Below are 16813 nucleotides of genomic sequence, written 5' to 3'. Positions count from 1 at the left end.
TGGCGCAAGACTGGCCTTGGCGTGGCAGCGGAAAATCAGGCAGCGGTTTTAAAGGCGTCCATCAGCCCGGCATAGGCGGCCGCGATGCCCGCCACCGGGTTGCTGCTTCTCGAGATCGTCTCGACCTTCAGCGCCCCTCCGACGGTTGGCAAGGTGAGCAGGAGGAACTGGCGATTGCCGCCATCACCGACGGATGCCGCCGCGACGTGCTGGCCTTCGCCTTCGTTCTGGACGCACATCTTGAACAGCAGTGTGCCGCCGACCGCTTCGAGCGCGCCGCCGACAACTTCGACGAACTCGTCTTCGGAAACGGTCTTTTCGTCCGGCACCAGATCGGCCAGGCTTTCGGCAAGCGTACTCTCGAGAACCTTATCGTCGAGCGCGTCCATGCGAACCTCTTTCAGTCGCCAATCGCACCCCTTTGCCCGTTAACGAAGCTTAACACCGACGATGGCCGGATTATGGCACTTTTTGCTGTTGGTCCGATCACGAGGAGTTTGCGCCGATGGAATCTATTTGAAGCTCCTGCCATTCGATCGGCGGCAGGGACCCCCAAATTTCAGGAGCGCTTCAGCAACGACCAGACGGCCGGCACGAGGCTGGCCGCGAGCGCGACCTTGATGAGATCGCCGACGATGAACGGCACGACGCCGAACTGCCAGGATTTTTCCGGACCGATGAGCAGCGCCAGCCAGGCAAAACCCATCGCCATCATCACCCCTTCGGCAACCAGCATGGCGTTGAAAAGCTTGATCGGATGACGGTCCCAGCCGCGGTCGGCGGCCCAGCCGACAATCGCCGCCAGGACCACGAAGCCGGCGAGATAGCCGCCGGTCGAGCCGAGCATATAGGCAATGCCGATGCCTTTTTCCGGCGTGCCCTGGAAGACCGGGAAGCCCATGGCGCCTTCCGCCATGTAGAGCAGCAGGGTGGCGACGCCGAGCCGCATGCCGAAGGCGGCGGCGATCAGCAGGACGGCAAGCGTCTGCATCGAGAGGTCGACAGGCCCGAGCATCACCTTGGTCTTGGCCGAAAGAGTCAGGAGCAGCGTCCCGGCGATCGCCAGCAAAAACTGCGTTGCAAGTCGCGCGGCACCTTCCTGCGGCAAGGCCAGGAAAACAAGCGGGCGCGTCGTCGTTGCGGTTGTCATGGTCTTCCCCAATCCAAACTTGCCGCGAACCAGAAATCGCGGTCTTGCATTTTCCTATATTGGCTTGCGTGCTATGCGGCAATCGGTTTTGCGTTCCGGGAACAATGCGCCGACATGGCTCTCAAATTCGATATCAGCTTCGACCCCGCTTACGGCCGAGGTGTAAGCGTGGCCCCCGACGTGCAACGCGTCACGGCCCCTAATCCCAGTCCCTTCACTTTCCATGGCACCAACAGCTACGTCGTGGGCCACGATACGCTGGCGGTGATCGATCCGGGGCCCGATGACGAGGCGCATCTTCAGACCTTGCTCGACGTGATCGCGGGCCGGCCGGTGAGCCACATTTTCGTCAGCCACACGCATCGCGACCATTCTCCGCTGGCGGCCCGGTTGAAGGAGCGCACCGGCGCCCAAGTGCTGGCGGAGGGACCGCACCGGCGGGCGAGGCCCTTGCACATTGGCGAAACCAATGCGCTCGACGCCAGCGCCGACACCGCTTTCGTTCCCGATATCGCCTTGCCGGACGGCGAGTTGGTCAGCGGCGACGGCTGGGCGATCCGGACCGTCCTGACGCCCGGCCATACCGCCAACCATGCCGCATTCGCGCTGGAAGGCACCGGCATCCTGTTTTCAGCCGATCACGTCATGGGCTGGGCAACCTCGATCGTCGCGCCGCCGGACGGGGCAATGGCCGACTACATGGCATCGCTGGACCGCCTGATCGAGCGCGGCGACCGGCTGCTGCTGCCTGGCCATGGGGGACCGGTGACGGCGCCACGCGCTTTCATGCGCGGGCTGAAGACCCATCGCAAGATGCGCGAACGAGCCATATTGGAACGGATCAGGGCCGGCGACAGGACAATCCCCGACATGGTCAAGGCGATCTACAGGGATACCGATCCCCGGCTGCACGGCGCCGCCGGCCTGTCGGTGCTTGCCCATCTGGAGGACCTGGTGGCGCGCGGCGTGGTGGCGACGGACGCCGCTCCCGCCATAGATGGCATTTTCACGCCTGGCCGATAGCCCTGCCGCCGCCCACCCGTTCACCCAAGCATCGTCGCGGCGCGCGATTTGCTCGAAAAATGGCTATTGTGCCGGCGCCGCGCCGATCTGGCCGGCGACTTCCTGATCCAGTTCCGTGAGGAATTCAGTGATGCGCGCGGCATTGTCGCCAAGGTCATGGCGGCCGTAACGCGAGGCGGAGCGCATGTCGACGATGACCGTGTCGCCGTCATCCGTGACGCGAATGGCGACGTCCGCGGGAAGGCCAAGAACGAAACTCGAGGCGACGGCAGTGATTGTCACCTCCGTCTGTCCGGCGAGTTCGGGATAAGGCTCCGAAAGGTCCCAGCCGCGCCGGTCGAGCACGGTTTCAACGGCATTGACGACGGTCTCGAACGGCAGGTCGTAGCTGCGTGCGGTGACCAATGGATAGCTGTCCGTCTGCAACGTCTGCTCACCCGGCGTCGACGGGGACACTGCGTTCATGTCCTTGGTCCGGTCGCTGACATCGAGCGCGGGCGGTTCATCGAAATCGGTCGAAATGTCCCGCAGCGGCGGATAGATCGTCGCCCAGTAGGCGGCAACGCCGTACGGGGTGAGCACCAGCAGCGCCAGCAAGGCGCCGACGGTGAGATCACGGCCACCACGGTCACCGAAATTCCACAGCCTCGCAAAGGCCAGGCCGGCAAACAGCAGCGCCAGCGCCGCCAGCAGGGCAGCAATGCCCAGCACCCACAGGAAGACCGGCGTTTGGACGAGGCCGAACCGATGGCCGACAAAGTTCGTCAGCAAAAGCACCGCTGAAAAGGCGCCCGTGCGCCGCGACCAGCCGGCAGCCTTCGACGTTTGCCGTTCGGGAATGCTAACCATTATTCTCTGCGCTGCCCCAACCCGGATGGAGGTTTAGTGCCTTTTTGCGGAAACACGCAACATCCTCTCAATCCGTCGGCAAGCGATAGTCCCTGAACTGCTGACGCAAGGTGATCTTCTGGATCTTGCCTGTGGCGGTATGCGGTATCTCACCGACGAAAGCGACGTCGTCCGGCATCCACCATTTGGCCACCTTGCCATCCATGAAATCGAGAATCCCGGCCTTGGTCGGTTCCTTGCCCGGCTTGGCAACGACGACCAGCAGAGGCCGCTCGCCCCATTTCGAATGCTTGACGCCGATGGCCGCGGCTTCCGCCACATCGGGATGGCCAACGGCCAGATTCTCCAGGTCGATGGTCGAAATCCATTCGCCGCCGGACTTGATGACGTCCTTGGCACGGTCGGTGATCTGCATGTAGCCGCCGGCATCGATATGGGCGACGTCTCCAGTGTCGAACCAGCCGTCCACGTCGAACTGCTCCGCGCCCGCACCGCCATAATAGGCGCGGGCGACGGCCGGGCCGCGCACCTTCAGCCGGCCGAACGTTTTGCCGTCCCAAGGCTGCGGATTGTTCTCGTCGTCGGTCACCTTCATTTCGACGCCGAAAGGCGGGTAACCCTGCTTGCTCTGGACGTCGAGCCGAGCCTCGCCTTCGAGGCCGGCATAGTCCGGCTTCAAGGTGCACAGCGTGCCGAGCGGCGACATTTCGGTCATGCCCCAGGCATGGATGACCTGGACACCGTAATCGTCCTGGAATTTCGTCATGATCGTGCGCGGGCACGACGAGCCGCCGATCACGACCTTGCCGAGATGGGGAAGCGTCTTGCCAGTCTCCTCCAGATATTGCAGCAGCATCATCCACACGGTCGGCACGGCGGCGCTGAACGTCACCTTTTCCTGATCGAGCAATTCATAGATAGAGGCGCCATCCATCTTGCAGCCGGGCATGACCAGCTTGGCGCCGATCATCGGGCCGCTCTGGCCAAGACCCCAGGCATTGGCGTGGAACATCGGCACCACCGGCAGAATCGTGTCGCGCGACGACAGGCCCATGGCGTCGGGCATGGCCGCGATCATGGCGTGCAGCACGTTCGAGCGATGACTGTAGACGACGCCCTTGGGATCGCCCGTCGTGCCCGACGTGTAGCACATGCCGGCGGCGGTGCCTTCGTCGAAGCTCCTCCAGGCGAAATCGCCATCGACCTCTCCTAGCCACTCCTCATAGGCGACGGCGTTGGGCAGGGTCGTTTGCGGCATGTGCGCCTTGTCGGTGAGCACGATCACTTTCTTCAGCGATTTGACGGCACCCGCGATCTTCTCGAGCAACGGGATGAAGGTGAGGTCGACGAAGACGGCCTTGTCCTCGGCGTGGTTCATGATCCAGACGATCTGTTCGGGAAACAGGCGCGGATTGAGGGTGTGGTAGATAGCACCGATGCCCATGATGCCGTACCAGGCCTCGATGTGGCGGGCGGTGTTCCAGGCCAGCGTCGCGATGCGGTCGCCCAAGGCAAAACCGTCGCGCTCCAGGCGCTGGGCGACCTTGAGGGAACGACGATGAAGGTCGGCATAGGTGGTGCGCACGATCGGCCCCTCGATCGAACGCGACACGATCTCCCGCGCACCATGCTGCCGCTCGGCGTTGTCGATCAGCTTGTGGCACAGCAGCGGCCATTCCTGCATCAGTCCCAGCATACCGGGTTCCTCCATCACGCTTTTCACGGTGCGCTTTTGATCGCATTGTGAAGCGAACCGGGGAATTGTCCAGCGTCCACAAGCGCAGCGGGCGAAAGTCGGAGTTCGAACCTGTATCGGCAAACGGTTGAATCCGGACGGCTTTTTGATTTCGCTTGGCTGCATCGGGCCCGGACCGGCCATCGATGGCGATCTGGCCAGGCGGTTGGCCGATTTGGCATGGGCGCTTGGTCGGCACCAAAGACATCACCTCTATATATCGGCTGAGGGTTCGGCAGGTTTCTCAAGGATTGGAGAATAAGCCGGACATTAGCCGCGGCTTTTAAATTGCAATGCAGCAATGCTGCCGATCAGAACTTCTGCCAACTATTCCCGCTAAATAGATGCTTGCTGGTGAGGTCGCACTGGCGTAGCTCTTGATCTTCGACTGAGTCGAATCGCCAATGGTGAGGGGTCCGGTTCGCTTTGCGAAGGAACGGCCTGCCAAGTGTAGTGGCGATTGCCGACACGGGCACCTTTCGGGGGAAGGGGAAGAAGTTGAATGTCGCAACATCAACGATTGTCGGAAGCCGGCACTTCCTGTTCAGAATTCGTTTTCAACTCATCGGCGGACTGACATTCGCGATCATCGCGCCAGCACTGATCCGGATAGCATCCTATCCGGACGCGATCTATTCGGCCAATCTGCAGATAACGGTCGCGGCTGCCATCATTGCGCATGTTACCGGCTTTCTTGCCTATCGCCGCATTGGCAATTTTCCGGGCGTGGCCGCGGCCAGTTATATCCTGCCGACATTCGTCCTGTCCTACGGTCTTGTTTTCTTGACGATTTTCTTTTTCCGCTTCGAGTATAGCCGGTTTCAGGCCGCCGCCAGCTTCACGCAGTCCACGCTCTGGTATTTCGGCCTGAGCCTCATGACCCGGCGTCTTGAGCCGTACCGGCTGGCCGTCATTCCCGGCGGCAATGTCGAGCGCCTCAGGGCCCTGCCGGGCGTGCACTGGTTCTGGCTCAAGTCGCCCGGCACCGTTATCGAAAGAGTTAACGGCGTTGTTGTCGATTTGCGTGCGGACCTCGGCGCCGAATGGGAGCGCTACATCGCCGACCGGGCGCTGTCGGGCACGCCCGTCTATCACGTCAAGCAGGTCAGCGAATCGTTGACCGGTCGTGTCGAGATCGAACATCTATCGGAGAACACGCTCGGCTCGCTCAATCCGAACCAGGCTTATCTCAAGATCAAGCAGGCCATCGACTGGACCTCCGCGCTTGTCCTTGTCGTGGTTCTTTGTCCCGTTCTGCTGCTGGTCGCCCTATCGATCCGGCTGGACTCGGAAGGCCCCGTGCTGTTTCGCCAACCCCGCATGGGCTACCGGGGCAGGATCTGCACCGTCTACAAATTTCGTTCGATGAGGCAGCAGACCGGCTCCGGCAGCGACAAGGACAAGGCGATCACCAAACGGGATGACGATCGCATCACGCGGGTCGGGAGCTTCCTGCGCAAGTTCAGGATCGACGAGCTGCCGCAGGCCATCAACATCCTGCGCGGTGAGATGAGCTGGATCGGGCCACGGCCGGAAGCTGTCGTGCTGTCGCAATGGTATGAGGCGGAATTGCCGTTCTACCGGTACCGGCACATCGTCAGGCCGGGCGTGAGCGGGTGGGCACAAGTAAATCAGGGCCATGTCGCAGCGGTCGGCGATGTCATGGAAAAATTGCACTATGATTTTTACTACATAAAGAACTTCTCACCTTGGTTGGACGTGCTGATCGTTCTCAGGACCATAAAAACGATGTTCACCGGTTTTGGTGCGCGATAGCCAAATCAGGGCCTGAATCCGATCGCACGTGCAGGAAGCAATGGATCTCGCCTCAAGGAAAATAGCTGTCATCGGACTTGGCTATGTCGGTCTGCCGCTGGCTGTGGCCTTCGGGGCGACCAGGGATGTGATCGGCTTCGACATCAACCCGTCGCGCGTGGAGGCACTGAAGCGCGGCGAGGACCATACGTTAGAAGCCAGCGAGGAGGAAATCGCCGCCGCCAGAGGGCTGAAGTTCACCAGCGAGAAAGCCGATCTGCACGACTGCGGAATTTTCATCGTTACCGTGCCCACGCCGATCGACCGGGCCAACAGGCCGGACCTGAAGCCTCTCGTCATGGCGTCGACGACGGTCGGCGAGGTCATATCCCCGGGCGCGGTGGTGATCTTTGAATCCACCGTCTATCCCGGCTGCACGCAGGAAGTCTGCGCACCGCTGATCGAGAAACATTCCGGGCTGCGTTACAACAGCGATTTCTTCCTCGGCTACAGTCCAGAGCGCATCAACCCCGGCGATCGCGAGCACCGGCTGCAGACGATCGTCAAGGTCACCAGCGGTTCCACGCCAGAGGCGGCGGAGGCCATCGACGCGCTCTATGCCTCGATCGTGCCGGCGGGTACGCATCGTGCCTCCAGCATTGCCGTGGCCGAGGCCGCCAAGGTCATCGAGAACACGCAGCGCGACTTGAACATCGCCCTGATGAACGAGCTGTCGCTGATCTTCGGCAAGCTGGGCATCGACACGTCGGAGGTGCTAGAGGCGGCCTGCACCAAATGGAATTTCCTGCGCTTCACGCCGGGCCTCGTCGGCGGGCACTGCATCGGCGTCGATCCTTATTATCTCACCCACAAGGCCCAGGAACTCGGCTATCATCCCGAGGTGATTCTTGCCGGGCGCCGCATCAATGACGGCATGGGCCAGCATGCGGCGGACCAGACGGCCCGCCTGATGATGCGCAAGGGCATACCTGTCGTTGGCAGCCGGATTCTGGTCATGGGTGCGGCCTTCAAGGAAAACTGTCCGGACTTGAGGAATTCCAAGGTCGTCGACGTCGTCGCGCAACTGAGGCAGTACAATGCCGGCATCGATATCTGGGACCCTTGGGTCGACGCGCAGGAATGCGCACGCGCTTTCGGCACGGCGAGCGTGAAGGAGATGCCCGCCGCGCGCTATGACGGCGTCATCGTCGCTGTCGGACACGCGCAGTTCCGCAGCTTGGGCGTTGCGGGGCTGAAGTCGCTTTGCAAGGACCCCAGTGTAATCTACGACATCAAGGGGCTGTTCCCTAGGGACGTTACGGACGGGCGCTTCTGATGAAGGTACTGGTCACCGGCGCTGCCGGCTTCATAGGCTATCATGTCGCCAGGCGGCTCCTGGAGCGCGGTGACGAGGTTGTCGGCATCGACAGCATCAACGATTACTACGACCCGCAAATCAAGCAGGCGCGGCTGCGGCTCCTGGACGAAGCGAGCCGCAAGACCAATGCCGGCTATCATTTCATCCACGGCGATCTCGCCGACAGGGGCGTGATCGACGGCTGCTTTGCCGACCATGGCTTCGACCGGGTGATCCATCTCGCCGCCCAGGCCGGCGTGCGCTACAGCCTGGAAAATCCGCGCGCCTATGTCGAGAGCAACATCATCGCCTACACCAACATGCTCGAGGCCTGCCGCGGCAGCCGTGTCGGGCACCTGACCTATGCCAGCACCTCGAGCGTCTACGGTGCCAACACCGACATGCCGTTTTCCGAGCATCGGCCGGCCGACCATCCGCTGCAGTTCTACGCCGCCACCAAGCGCGCCAACGAACTGATGGCGCACAGCTACAGCCACCTGTTCGGCCTGCCGACCACGGGGCTGCGCTTCTTCACCGTGTACGGCCCCTGGGGCCGCCCTGACATGGCGCTGTTCCTGTTCACCAGGAACATCCTGGCCGGTGAGCCGATCAAGCTGTTCAACAACGGCAACCACACGCGCGACTTCACTTATGTCGAGGACATCGCCGAGGGCGTGATCCGTGCCAGCGACAGCCCCGCCGCGGCCAACCCGGCCTGGGATTCCGGCCGCCCGGATCCGGCGACCAGCAGCGCGCCCTGGCGCATCTTCAACATCGGCAACAACAACCCGGTGAAGCTGACCGCCTATGTCGAGGCGCTGGAAAACGCGCTCGGCCGCAAGGCGGTGATCGAGCTGCTGCCGCTGCAGGCCGGCGACGTGCCCGACACTTTCGCCGACACTTCGGCGCTGCAGGCGGCGGTCGGCTATCGTCCCCGCACCTCCGTCACCGAGGGGGTGGGGCGGTTCGTCGCGTGGTACCAGGATTATTTTGGGCGGGGATAGCGCGAACCGATAAGGAGGCAGTGTCGTTGCTGAGGGGGTTTGTACGCGCGAACGTGGCGGTCTCTGAATATCTTGACAGGGCTTTGCCGCCACGCCTTCGCGCGGACGGCAATAGCACGTTTGCGACCGAAATCGCGCCGGCGCTGCTGTCTCCGGACACATTGGTCTACGATCTGGGTGGAGGCGCAAGACCGCTCGTCAGCCTGCCGCAGAAGCGGTGCCTCGGGCTCGTCGTGGTCGGGCTTGATCTCGCTGCCGAGGAACTGTCCAAGGCCCCCGATGGACTCTATGACGAGCAGATCGAGGCGGACCTTACCGTGTTCAAGGGAAGGCAGGACGCTGATCTGGTCATATGCCAGGCGACCCTGGAACATGTTCGCGACGGAGAGGGCGCGCTTCGCGGCATCGCCAGTTGCGTCAAGCCGGGCGGTTTGGTTGCCATTTTCTCGCCGTCACGCAATGCCGTTTTCGCCAGGTTGAACCTGATTTTGCCAGAGAGGATCAAGCGGCGGCTGCTGTTTGCCATCTATCCCGACAAAGGCAGGGGTCATGACGGATTTCCGGCTTTCTATGACAAATGCCTGCCAAGCGAAGTGGAAAGGATCGCGGCGCAAAATGGGCTGGAGCTTGTCCAGCGGCGCCTGTTCTGGAGAAGTTCATACTTCTATTCCTTCGTGCCGGCTTTCCTAGCCTGGCGCCTCTGGCTTGGCATCACCGCTCTCTTGCTCGGCAAGGATGCGGCGGAGACCTATGCCTATGTCTTTCGGCGAAAACAGTGATCCGTCGAAGATATTCTCCGCCGGTCCTGGCCCGTTTCCGGTTGCGCCTGCTTTCCAACGGGAGAGGTAGAGCCGAACGAAGCGGTATGGCGGCGACCGGGCTTCGAACCGGATGAAGCGAACGAGGAAAGATAGAAAGTCGCCGGGCGGTCCGGATGCCCGGATCGCCGTCTTCATCCCCTCGCTGCGGGCAGGTGGCACCGAGCGCGCGATGCTTACCCTGGCCCGGGAATTCGATCGGCGTGGGCTGGTGACGGATCTCGTACTTGGATGTGCGATAGGTGAATATCTTCCCCTGGTTCCCGACACGATAAGGATAGTGGATCTGCAGGCGTCTCGCATGCTGTTTTCCCTGTCCGGCCTTATTCGCTACGTCAAGGCGGAGCAGCCGCGGGTGATGCTGGCGGCGCTGCCTCACGCGAACATCCTGGCAATAATGTCGTCCTTCCTGTCACGGCAAGGGGTGCGTACGGTCATATCCGAGAGAAGCAACCTGTCCAGGACCCTTGCGGATACGAAACTGATCCGTGAGAGATTTCTGCCGTTCCTTATGCGAATGACATACGGTTATGCCGACAGGATAATAGCCGTCTCACATGGCGTTGCGGACGATCTGATCAGGCGCATCGGGCTCGACCCGAATTCTGTCGAAGTGATCCACAACCCGTTGGATATAGAACACATTCAGGCACAGGCCAGCGCGCCCATCGATCATCCGTTCGCGGACGAGGACGGCAGGTCCCTGCTGGTCGCCGTCGGTCGCCTCGATTTCGCAAAGGACCATGCCACTCTGATTAGCAGCTTTTCACAGGTCGTAAGGAAACGACCCGTCAAACTGGCGATTGTGGGGGAAGGGCCGCTGCGCGCGTCGCTGCAGACGATGATCGATGAACTCGAGTTGCGTTCCTCGGTCGCCCTGGTCGGCTTTTCGAAAAATCCGTATCCGTGGATGCACCGCGCCGCGCTGTTTCTCCATTCGTCGCGAAGGGAGGGCTTTCCCAATACGATTATCGAAGCCATGGCCTGCGGAGCCAGGGTGGTGAGCACGAATTGCGAAAGCGGCCCAGCGGAAATCCTGGAGGACGGCAAATGGGGGCGGCTTGTCGCGGTGGGCGACGTGCAAGCCTTCGCGGCCGCGATATTGGCCGGCCTCGATGACGTCAGCCCGCCCGACGTCAGACGTCGGGCCCAGGATTTCAGTGTCGAAAAAGTGGCTGACGCGTATCTGCTCGCGATGGGTATGGGCTTGGCGAGCGCTACCCGAAAGGAGATCCCGGATTAAAGTCCTGCATGTCATCACCGGGCTGCACAATGGCGGTGCTGAGGCGGCTTTGTTCCGTCTCTGCATGGCCGAGCACACTCATTCGCACGCAGTGGTCTCGCTTTCAGACGAAGGAAAATATGGCCCGCTGCTTCGGGAGGCGGGGGTGCCCCTGACCTGTCTGTCGATGCCGAAGGGGAGGCTAAGCCTCGGCGGGCTCGCGGCATTTCGGCGTGCCTTGTCAACCCATCGGCCCGATATCGTCCAGTGCTGGATGTACCACGCAAACCTGGTTGGAGGCGTCCTGTCGCGGCTTGCGGGTATCCGGCTGGTGGTTTGGGGGATGCACAATTCCGGTCTGGATCCGCTTGTCGCCCCCTTGGCCACGCGGATGGCGGACCGGGCCTGCGCGCTGATATCCCGGGTGGTCCCGACCCAGATCGTGAGCTGTTCGCAACAGGCGTCACGGCGCCATATGAGTGCGGGTTACTCGGCTTCGAACTGGACGATAATTCCGAACGGTTATGATCTGGCTGTCTTCGAGCCGGATGAGAGGGCGCGCAGTCGGCTGCGTCGGACCTGGTCGATAGATGAAGGCCAATTCGTCATCGGAAGCGTCGCCCGCTGGCATCCCGACAAGGATCACAGGAATCTCGCCGCTGCCTTGGCCAAGCTGTCCGCGCGCGCCGAGTTCCCTTTCAAATGTATTCTCGCCGGCCCCGGAATCTCTCCTGAAAATACCGACCTTGCCGGACTGCTGGACCGTTACGGCGTTCGCGACAAGGTGATGCTGCTTGGTCCGAGCGACGGTGTCGCTGCTCTCATGAGTGCGTTCGACATCCATGTCCTTGCCTCGAGGCGCGAGGCATTCCCTAACGTCGTCGCCGAAGCCATGGCGTGCGGTACGCCTTGCGTAGCGACGGATGTCGGCGATATCGGCATGATTGTCGGCAACACCGGATGTGTTGTTCCGAGCCGGGATCCCGACGCGCTTTCTCGCGCCATTACAAACATGGCTCTGGAAAACCGTGACTCGCCATCCTGGGAGACAAGACAGCAGGCATGCCGCAACCGCGTCGCTTCCGATTTTTCAGTTGAGCGGATGGCAAGGGCATACAGCGCGCTATGGGAGAGATTGTCTGCCAAGGGCTAGCGCACGGAAAACGACCAGGAACAGACAATTATATGTTAAGCTTGCGAGTCATCAGGCAGACGGTGGGGATTGTCATGTTGGAAACCGACAAGCTGTTCGCGGGCTCAATTCCGGAAAACTACGACCGCTACATGGTGCCTTTGATCTTTGAGCCGTTCGCTGCGGATATCGCGCGGCGAGCAGCGGCCCTATCGCCCGGCGCGGTCCTGGAAATCGCCGCGGGCACCGGGGTCGTCACCCGCGCATTGGCGCCAAGACTGTCGCCCGACGCAAGCTATGTCGTGACCGACCTAAACCAGCCGATGCTCGACTACGCTGCTTCGCGACAAACTCCTGATAGCCGCATCGAGTGGCGCCAAGCGGATGCGATGGCGCTGCCATTTGAAGATGCGGCCTTCGATCTTGTCTGTTGTCAGTTCGGTGCGATGTTCTTTCCGAACCGCACGTCCGCTTATCGCGAAGCCAGGCGGGTCCTGAAGCCCGGCGGACGGTTTTTGTTCAATGTATGGGATCGCATCGAGGAGAATGTGTTCGCCGATGACGTGACCAACGCTCTGGCACGGATCTTTCCCGACGATCCCCCGCGCTTCCTGGCACGCACGCCGCACGGCTATCACGACAAGGTGCTGATCCGTCGCGACCTAGAGGATGCAGGCTTCTCTCGAGTGGTGATCGAGACGAGAGCCGAACAGAGCCGCGCATCCTCGCCACGCCTTCCGGCCGTTGCCTACTGTCAAGGCACTGTTCTTCGCACCGAAATCGAGGCCAGGGAAGCTGGAAAACTGGACGCTGCAACCGATTACGCGGCATCCGCCATCGCTGACCGACACGGCAGCGGTGAAGTCGCCGCCAAAATTCAGGCCCATGTAATCATGGCCGAGGTCTAGGTGTCGGCAGGCCCGTTCCGCACGACATGTCGCCCGCCGTACCGCACTCGGATGGCATTCGGAGGGCCGCAGACACCAGCCGGATTTGTGAGCCGCCGGGCGTGAGGATATTGGGAGCTAGGCAATAGGGTGAAGGCGCGGGACGTCAGAAGAGATTACCTGGTTTCACCCTTTGCGCTTACGCCGCAAATGCTTTTGCTTATATCGAGCCTACTTTATTTTGTTCCATTTCTTGCCGGCGGCTTTCAGTACGTTGACGTTGGCGGAAGGAAGTATGATTTTACATATGATTTGGGCACGGGGTATGCCATCGCCGTTTCCATGGTTTGCATCGCCGCGGCGATGGTTGGCTTCGTTCCGAGACGCCAGAGTTTCGAAATTGAGGGAGATAGCCAAGGAGAGTCGTTGATAATAATCGCGATGATCATTATTTTCGGCGGAATTTCGATTGCGAACCCGGCACTTTTCTCCGCGTCTAAGGCGGATGTTTTATCGTCAACTAGTCGGTTTCAGTATATATTTTACAATGCCTGTATCATCGGCGTGGTCTTTGGGGCTCTGGCCGGGTGGAGGAAATCCAAGCTTGTTATGGCCCTGAGCTGCCTAGGATTAATTTTAACGCTCTATATTGGGCATAGATCCTCGGTTGCGATAACTATCCTATCTTTACTGTATTTAAGATACAGGAATGTTCCGTTGATGATGATAAGAAAACGGTATGTTATCGGCGGATTTTCAGCATTCTTTTTTTTGGCGGTGTACAAGTCTGTCTACTCCGCGGTGAAGGCGGGGAATTTCGAACTTGTCGGCCAAAAAATAAAATTCGACCAGTTGTCAGATTCCACCCTTGTCGGGTTGGAGCAGTTCGTGACATTGGCTCATTTGGACCTTATCGTAAAATATAACTACACCTTGCCTTGTTCCAATCTCTGGTTGGTGCCACTTTCTTTCATTCCATTTTCGGATGCGGTCTTCGGCAAGGATGGCTGTACTTACAACGAGCAGGTCCAGCCGCTGCTTTTTCCGGGCTACAGTGGCGGTGTGGCGGCAAATATCTGGGCGGAGTTCTATGCAAATTTCGGATACGCCGGATTTCCGCTGCTCGTCATTATTCTTTCCCTGGTCTGTGTCGCCATCGAAGCAATAATCCGCAACGTGCGCAGCGCGACGCTCAAGTCTGGTCTGATCGTGGCGATCATCCACCTCACATTCTACATCCAGCGCAAGGAACTGCTCGGCGCGTTCATCTCCGCCAAGCGGGTCATCCTTGTGTCGCTTTTCATATTCGGGCTGGTGTATGTCCATCGAAAGTGCTTCCCGCAAGCGCCTGCGATGGAAGCGGGAGTGCGGGGCCTGCGCCGGGACCATGGCTGAGGACATGACGGCGATAGCCAAACCTTCTGGATGGATACGCGCGCGCAGGGTCGCTCGGGACGTCACCATGACCACATCCTCAAGTGGAGTGGCGGCTTTGTGTTCCGTCATCGCGTTGGCGCTCAATGCACGCTCGCTCGGCCCCGGAGATTTTGGCACCCTCGCCGTAATCCAGGCCTATGTCACGTTCATCTCCGGCCTCGCTACTTTTGAGAGTTGGCAGCCTGTCATCAGGCTGTCCGCCAGGTCCCGCTCGCGCCTTGGCCGGGCAGCTTCATGCGGGATCGCGCTCGACGTTTCGGCGGCCGTTGTCGCCACTGCGGTGGCGGTTGGTGGGGTCCTGCTGTTTGGGGAGTCGATCGGCGTATCCCACCAGGATCGGCTTCTGGCGCTGATCTATAGTCTCACCTTGCTGGCCAGCCTCGCGGGCACCCCCAAAGGCGTGCTTCGCCTGAATGGGCGGTACGACGTCATTGCCGGCAATCAACTCGCCCAGGGGGCTGCCGTGGTTGTTGCCTCGCTCGTCCTTTGGGCCATCGAAGCGCCTCTGATCGCCTATGTGGCTGTGTTGGCGGCGATCGGTGCGCTCTACAATCTGACGCTGTTCGTCCGGCTGCTTGTCTATGCCCGACGCGAGAACATCAAGCTATTCAATCCGCTTCGTTCCCGTTCCAGGCGGCGTTTCTTTTGGACATTCCTTGTCATGGCCACTGGGACCAGTGTGCTGTCGACTCTGGTGAGTGCTAGACGACATGTAGCCTTGTTCCTTGTCGCCGGTCTTTTAGGAGATGTTGCCGCCGGCGCCTATTCCGTGGCGTCGCGTCTGGCGACGATGATGTCCCGGTTGACTGGGCCCTTGAACCAGGTGATCTTTCCCGAACTCGCGAGACTGTCCAACGAAGAATCTCCGTCCCGCCTAAACAGGCTGAACGCCCGCATCACGATGGTCTCGGCATGTGTCGCCGCGGGCATGGCGGCGGGCGGTGTCGTGCTGCAAAAATTCATCGTGGTTCTGGCCGCCGGTTCGGCCTATGCCGATGCCTCGCTGCTTTTCGCTATCTTGTTCGCGGCCGAGTGTCTCGGCCTGGCCGGAATGCATTTCAATCCTTTGATCCAGGTTCTGGCCGGAACAAAACCGCTTCTCAAGATCATGGCGTCGGCATTCATCGTCTACCTGCCGCTTTCGTTCGTCCTGTCGGGGTGGATCGGAATTCCGGGTATCGCCTGGGCCGGTCTGATCGCATCGGCGCTGGTCTACACGGCAATGATGGTGGTTTCGCAATTATTGCTGAAAAAGCAGATCCGAATCACGGAAAATATCCCAGGTCTGACAGTTTGAGATACTTGTTTTGCCTACCAAGATACCACACCAATGTTGTGCCTTGGGTGCGCATACTGACCTCGGCCGGGCATCATGTTGCAATCGACGTCGTCGAAACAGGGGCAACGGAGAATTACACACTTGTTTCTCCCAATGTAGTGGCACCATCGGCGCTGTCACGAAGAGTTATGCACATGGGTCCGAGCGATATCCCAAACTCGCCCTTTTCCTTTCCCGGTCTTGTTTCCTACTGGAGACATCTTCGGGTCGAGAATCCCGATGTGGTGATCGTGCGCGGCGTGACGCGATGGTTCTGCAGGGTCGCCGCGTTGTGTGCGATTTTGCAAGGCCGCAAGCTGGTTATCTACGATCAGGAGAATGTCAGGCCTCAGGCATGGAGCGGCACATGGATCCGCAGAGCTGTCTTTCGGCAACTCGGGATTGCGCACTTCACGTCACGGCTCCCGTCGAATCCTGGCTCCGTCGGTGCGGGAGGCGCCATGCCCCTGCCATTCGGAAATCCCTTCGAGCCGATCCGGATCGGAGCGCTGCGAGGCAGGCCGTTGCATTCGCCGCCCCGAATCCTGATGGTGGCAAAATACCGGGAGCGAAAGGGGCACAGTTTGCTTCTGAGGGCACTGGCGGTGATCTCGGCGTCCACACCATTCTCCATAACGTTGTGCGGCGAGGAGGCGACGCATTCCGACGCGGCTTTTTGTGAGGCCTTGCGGCAAGAGGCCCAAGCGCTTGGACTGGCGGACAGACTTCGGTTTCAAAACAACATAGCTCATGACAGGATGATCTCGATCTATGCCAGCCATGATCTCTTGATATTGCCCTCGCGTACGGAACCTGCCGCGGTATCTCCCGTCGAGGCCGCCTGGGCGGGATGTGCCGTATTGATGTCGCGCGACAGCGGCACGAGGCATTACCTCCCTCCGGGGTCCGGGTTCGACTTTGACCCAGACGACCCGCAAGACATCGCTCGCGCGGTTGCCGGGCTTATTGCCCGGCCCGAGGACCTGCGGCTTGCAAGGGATGCATGTTTCATGCGCATTTCTTCAGTTGCGGATGATGACGTGATCTTGCGGTTGTTCGAGACTTTTGGGACTGGAACCGGGCGGACGCGCGCGTCGATGAGCTGAAGGACATCCGGAGGGGCGGG

The 16813-nt window shown here is 60.5% G+C and carries 15 protein-coding genes; 11 read left to right on the top strand and 4 right to left on the bottom strand.

Annotation, left to right across the window (positions count from 1 at the left end; all coding sequences use genetic code 11):
• Positions 1-35 precede the first annotated feature (35 nt).
• Positions 36-389, bottom strand: a complete 354-nt coding sequence (locus FJ527_RS19220; RefSeq protein ID WP_015318748.1) for a hypothetical protein — start codon at positions 387-389, stop codon at positions 36-38.
• Positions 390-559: 170 nt separating this feature from the next.
• On the bottom strand, positions 560-1150 hold the full coding sequence (locus tag FJ527_RS19215; protein ID WP_140823852.1) for a biotin transporter BioY: 591 nt from the start codon (positions 1148-1150) through the stop codon (positions 560-562).
• A 114-nt stretch (positions 1151-1264) separates the two neighbouring features.
• On the opposite strand from FJ527_RS19215, the gene FJ527_RS19210 reads away from it, so the two are divergent.
• Positions 1265-2173, top strand: coding sequence for an MBL fold metallo-hydrolase (locus tag FJ527_RS19210; RefSeq protein WP_140823851.1), 909 nt, complete (start codon positions 1265-1267; stop codon positions 2171-2173).
• 63 nt (positions 2174-2236) lie between these two features.
• On the opposite strand, the gene FJ527_RS19205 is transcribed toward FJ527_RS19210, so the two are convergent.
• Both FJ527_RS19205 and FJ527_RS19200 read right to left on the bottom strand, forming a co-directional pair.
• Positions 2237-3022, bottom strand: a complete 786-nt coding sequence (locus tag FJ527_RS19205; RefSeq protein WP_140663254.1) for a DUF1499 domain-containing protein — start codon at positions 3020-3022, stop codon at positions 2237-2239.
• A 67-nt stretch (positions 3023-3089) separates the two neighbouring features.
• A complete protein-coding gene (locus FJ527_RS19200; protein WP_140823850.1) occupies positions 3090-4718 on the bottom strand; it encodes a fatty-acid--CoA ligase in 1629 nt (542 codons plus the stop codon).
• Between the two features lie 537 nt (positions 4719-5255).
• On the opposite strand from FJ527_RS19200, the gene FJ527_RS19195 reads away from it, so the two are divergent.
• The 10 genes from FJ527_RS19195 to FJ527_RS29350 all read left to right on the top strand — a co-directional run bounded on the left by FJ527_RS19195 (position 5256) and on the right by FJ527_RS29350 (position 16793).
• Positions 5256-6533, top strand: a complete 1278-nt coding sequence (locus FJ527_RS19195) for a sugar transferase (protein WP_224526043.1) — start codon at positions 5256-5258, stop codon at positions 6531-6533.
• 40 nt (positions 6534-6573) lie between these two features.
• On the top strand, positions 6574-7848 hold the full coding sequence (locus FJ527_RS19190) for a nucleotide sugar dehydrogenase (protein ID WP_140823849.1): 1275 nt from the start codon (positions 6574-6576) through the stop codon (positions 7846-7848).
• On the top strand, positions 7848-8873 hold the full coding sequence (locus tag FJ527_RS19185) for an NAD-dependent epimerase (RefSeq protein ID WP_140823848.1): 1026 nt from the start codon (positions 7848-7850) through the stop codon (positions 8871-8873). Before FJ527_RS19190 ends, FJ527_RS19185 begins: the two co-directional genes overlap by 1 nt.
• Positions 8874-8956: 83 nt before the next feature.
• Entirely contained in the window at positions 8957-9652 is a 696-nt protein-coding gene (locus FJ527_RS19180; RefSeq protein ID WP_181166401.1) for a methyltransferase domain-containing protein, read from the top strand.
• A 112-nt stretch (positions 9653-9764) separates the two neighbouring features.
• Entirely contained in the window at positions 9765-10934 is a 1170-nt protein-coding gene (locus FJ527_RS19175) for a glycosyltransferase (RefSeq protein ID WP_140823846.1), read from the top strand.
• The gene (locus FJ527_RS19170) at positions 10852-12066 is read left to right on the top strand and encodes a glycosyltransferase (protein ID WP_281406528.1); all 1215 of its coding nucleotides are present in this window, start codon (positions 10852-10854) and stop codon (positions 12064-12066) included. Before FJ527_RS19175 ends, FJ527_RS19170 begins: the two co-directional genes overlap by 83 nt.
• 74 nt (positions 12067-12140) lie before the next feature.
• On the top strand, positions 12141-12953 hold the full coding sequence (locus tag FJ527_RS19165) for a class I SAM-dependent methyltransferase (protein ID WP_140663246.1): 813 nt from the start codon (positions 12141-12143) through the stop codon (positions 12951-12953).
• A gap of 129 nt (positions 12954-13082) precedes the next feature.
• The gene (locus FJ527_RS19160) at positions 13083-14327 is read left to right on the top strand and encodes a hypothetical protein (protein ID WP_140823844.1); all 1245 of its coding nucleotides are present in this window, start codon (positions 13083-13085) and stop codon (positions 14325-14327) included.
• Positions 14251-15666: a lipopolysaccharide biosynthesis protein gene (locus FJ527_RS19155; RefSeq protein ID WP_140823843.1), complete on the top strand. Its 1416-nt coding sequence runs from the start codon at positions 14251-14253 to the stop codon at positions 15664-15666. The genes FJ527_RS19160 and FJ527_RS19155 overlap by 77 nt, the downstream gene beginning before the upstream one ends.
• Before the next feature lie 176 nt (positions 15667-15842).
• Positions 15843-16793, top strand: coding sequence for a glycosyltransferase family 4 protein (locus tag FJ527_RS29350; protein ID WP_181166398.1), 951 nt, complete (start codon positions 15843-15845; stop codon positions 16791-16793).
• Positions 16794-16813 lie beyond the last annotated feature (20 nt).

The sequence above is a fragment of the Mesorhizobium sp. B2-4-18 genome, from assembly GCF_006441385.1.
Classification (GTDB): domain Bacteria; phylum Pseudomonadota; class Alphaproteobacteria; order Rhizobiales; family Rhizobiaceae; genus Mesorhizobium; species Mesorhizobium australicum.
The sequence above is the reverse complement of the archived record's forward strand: the minus strand, read 5'-3'. Positions and strand labels throughout refer to the sequence as shown.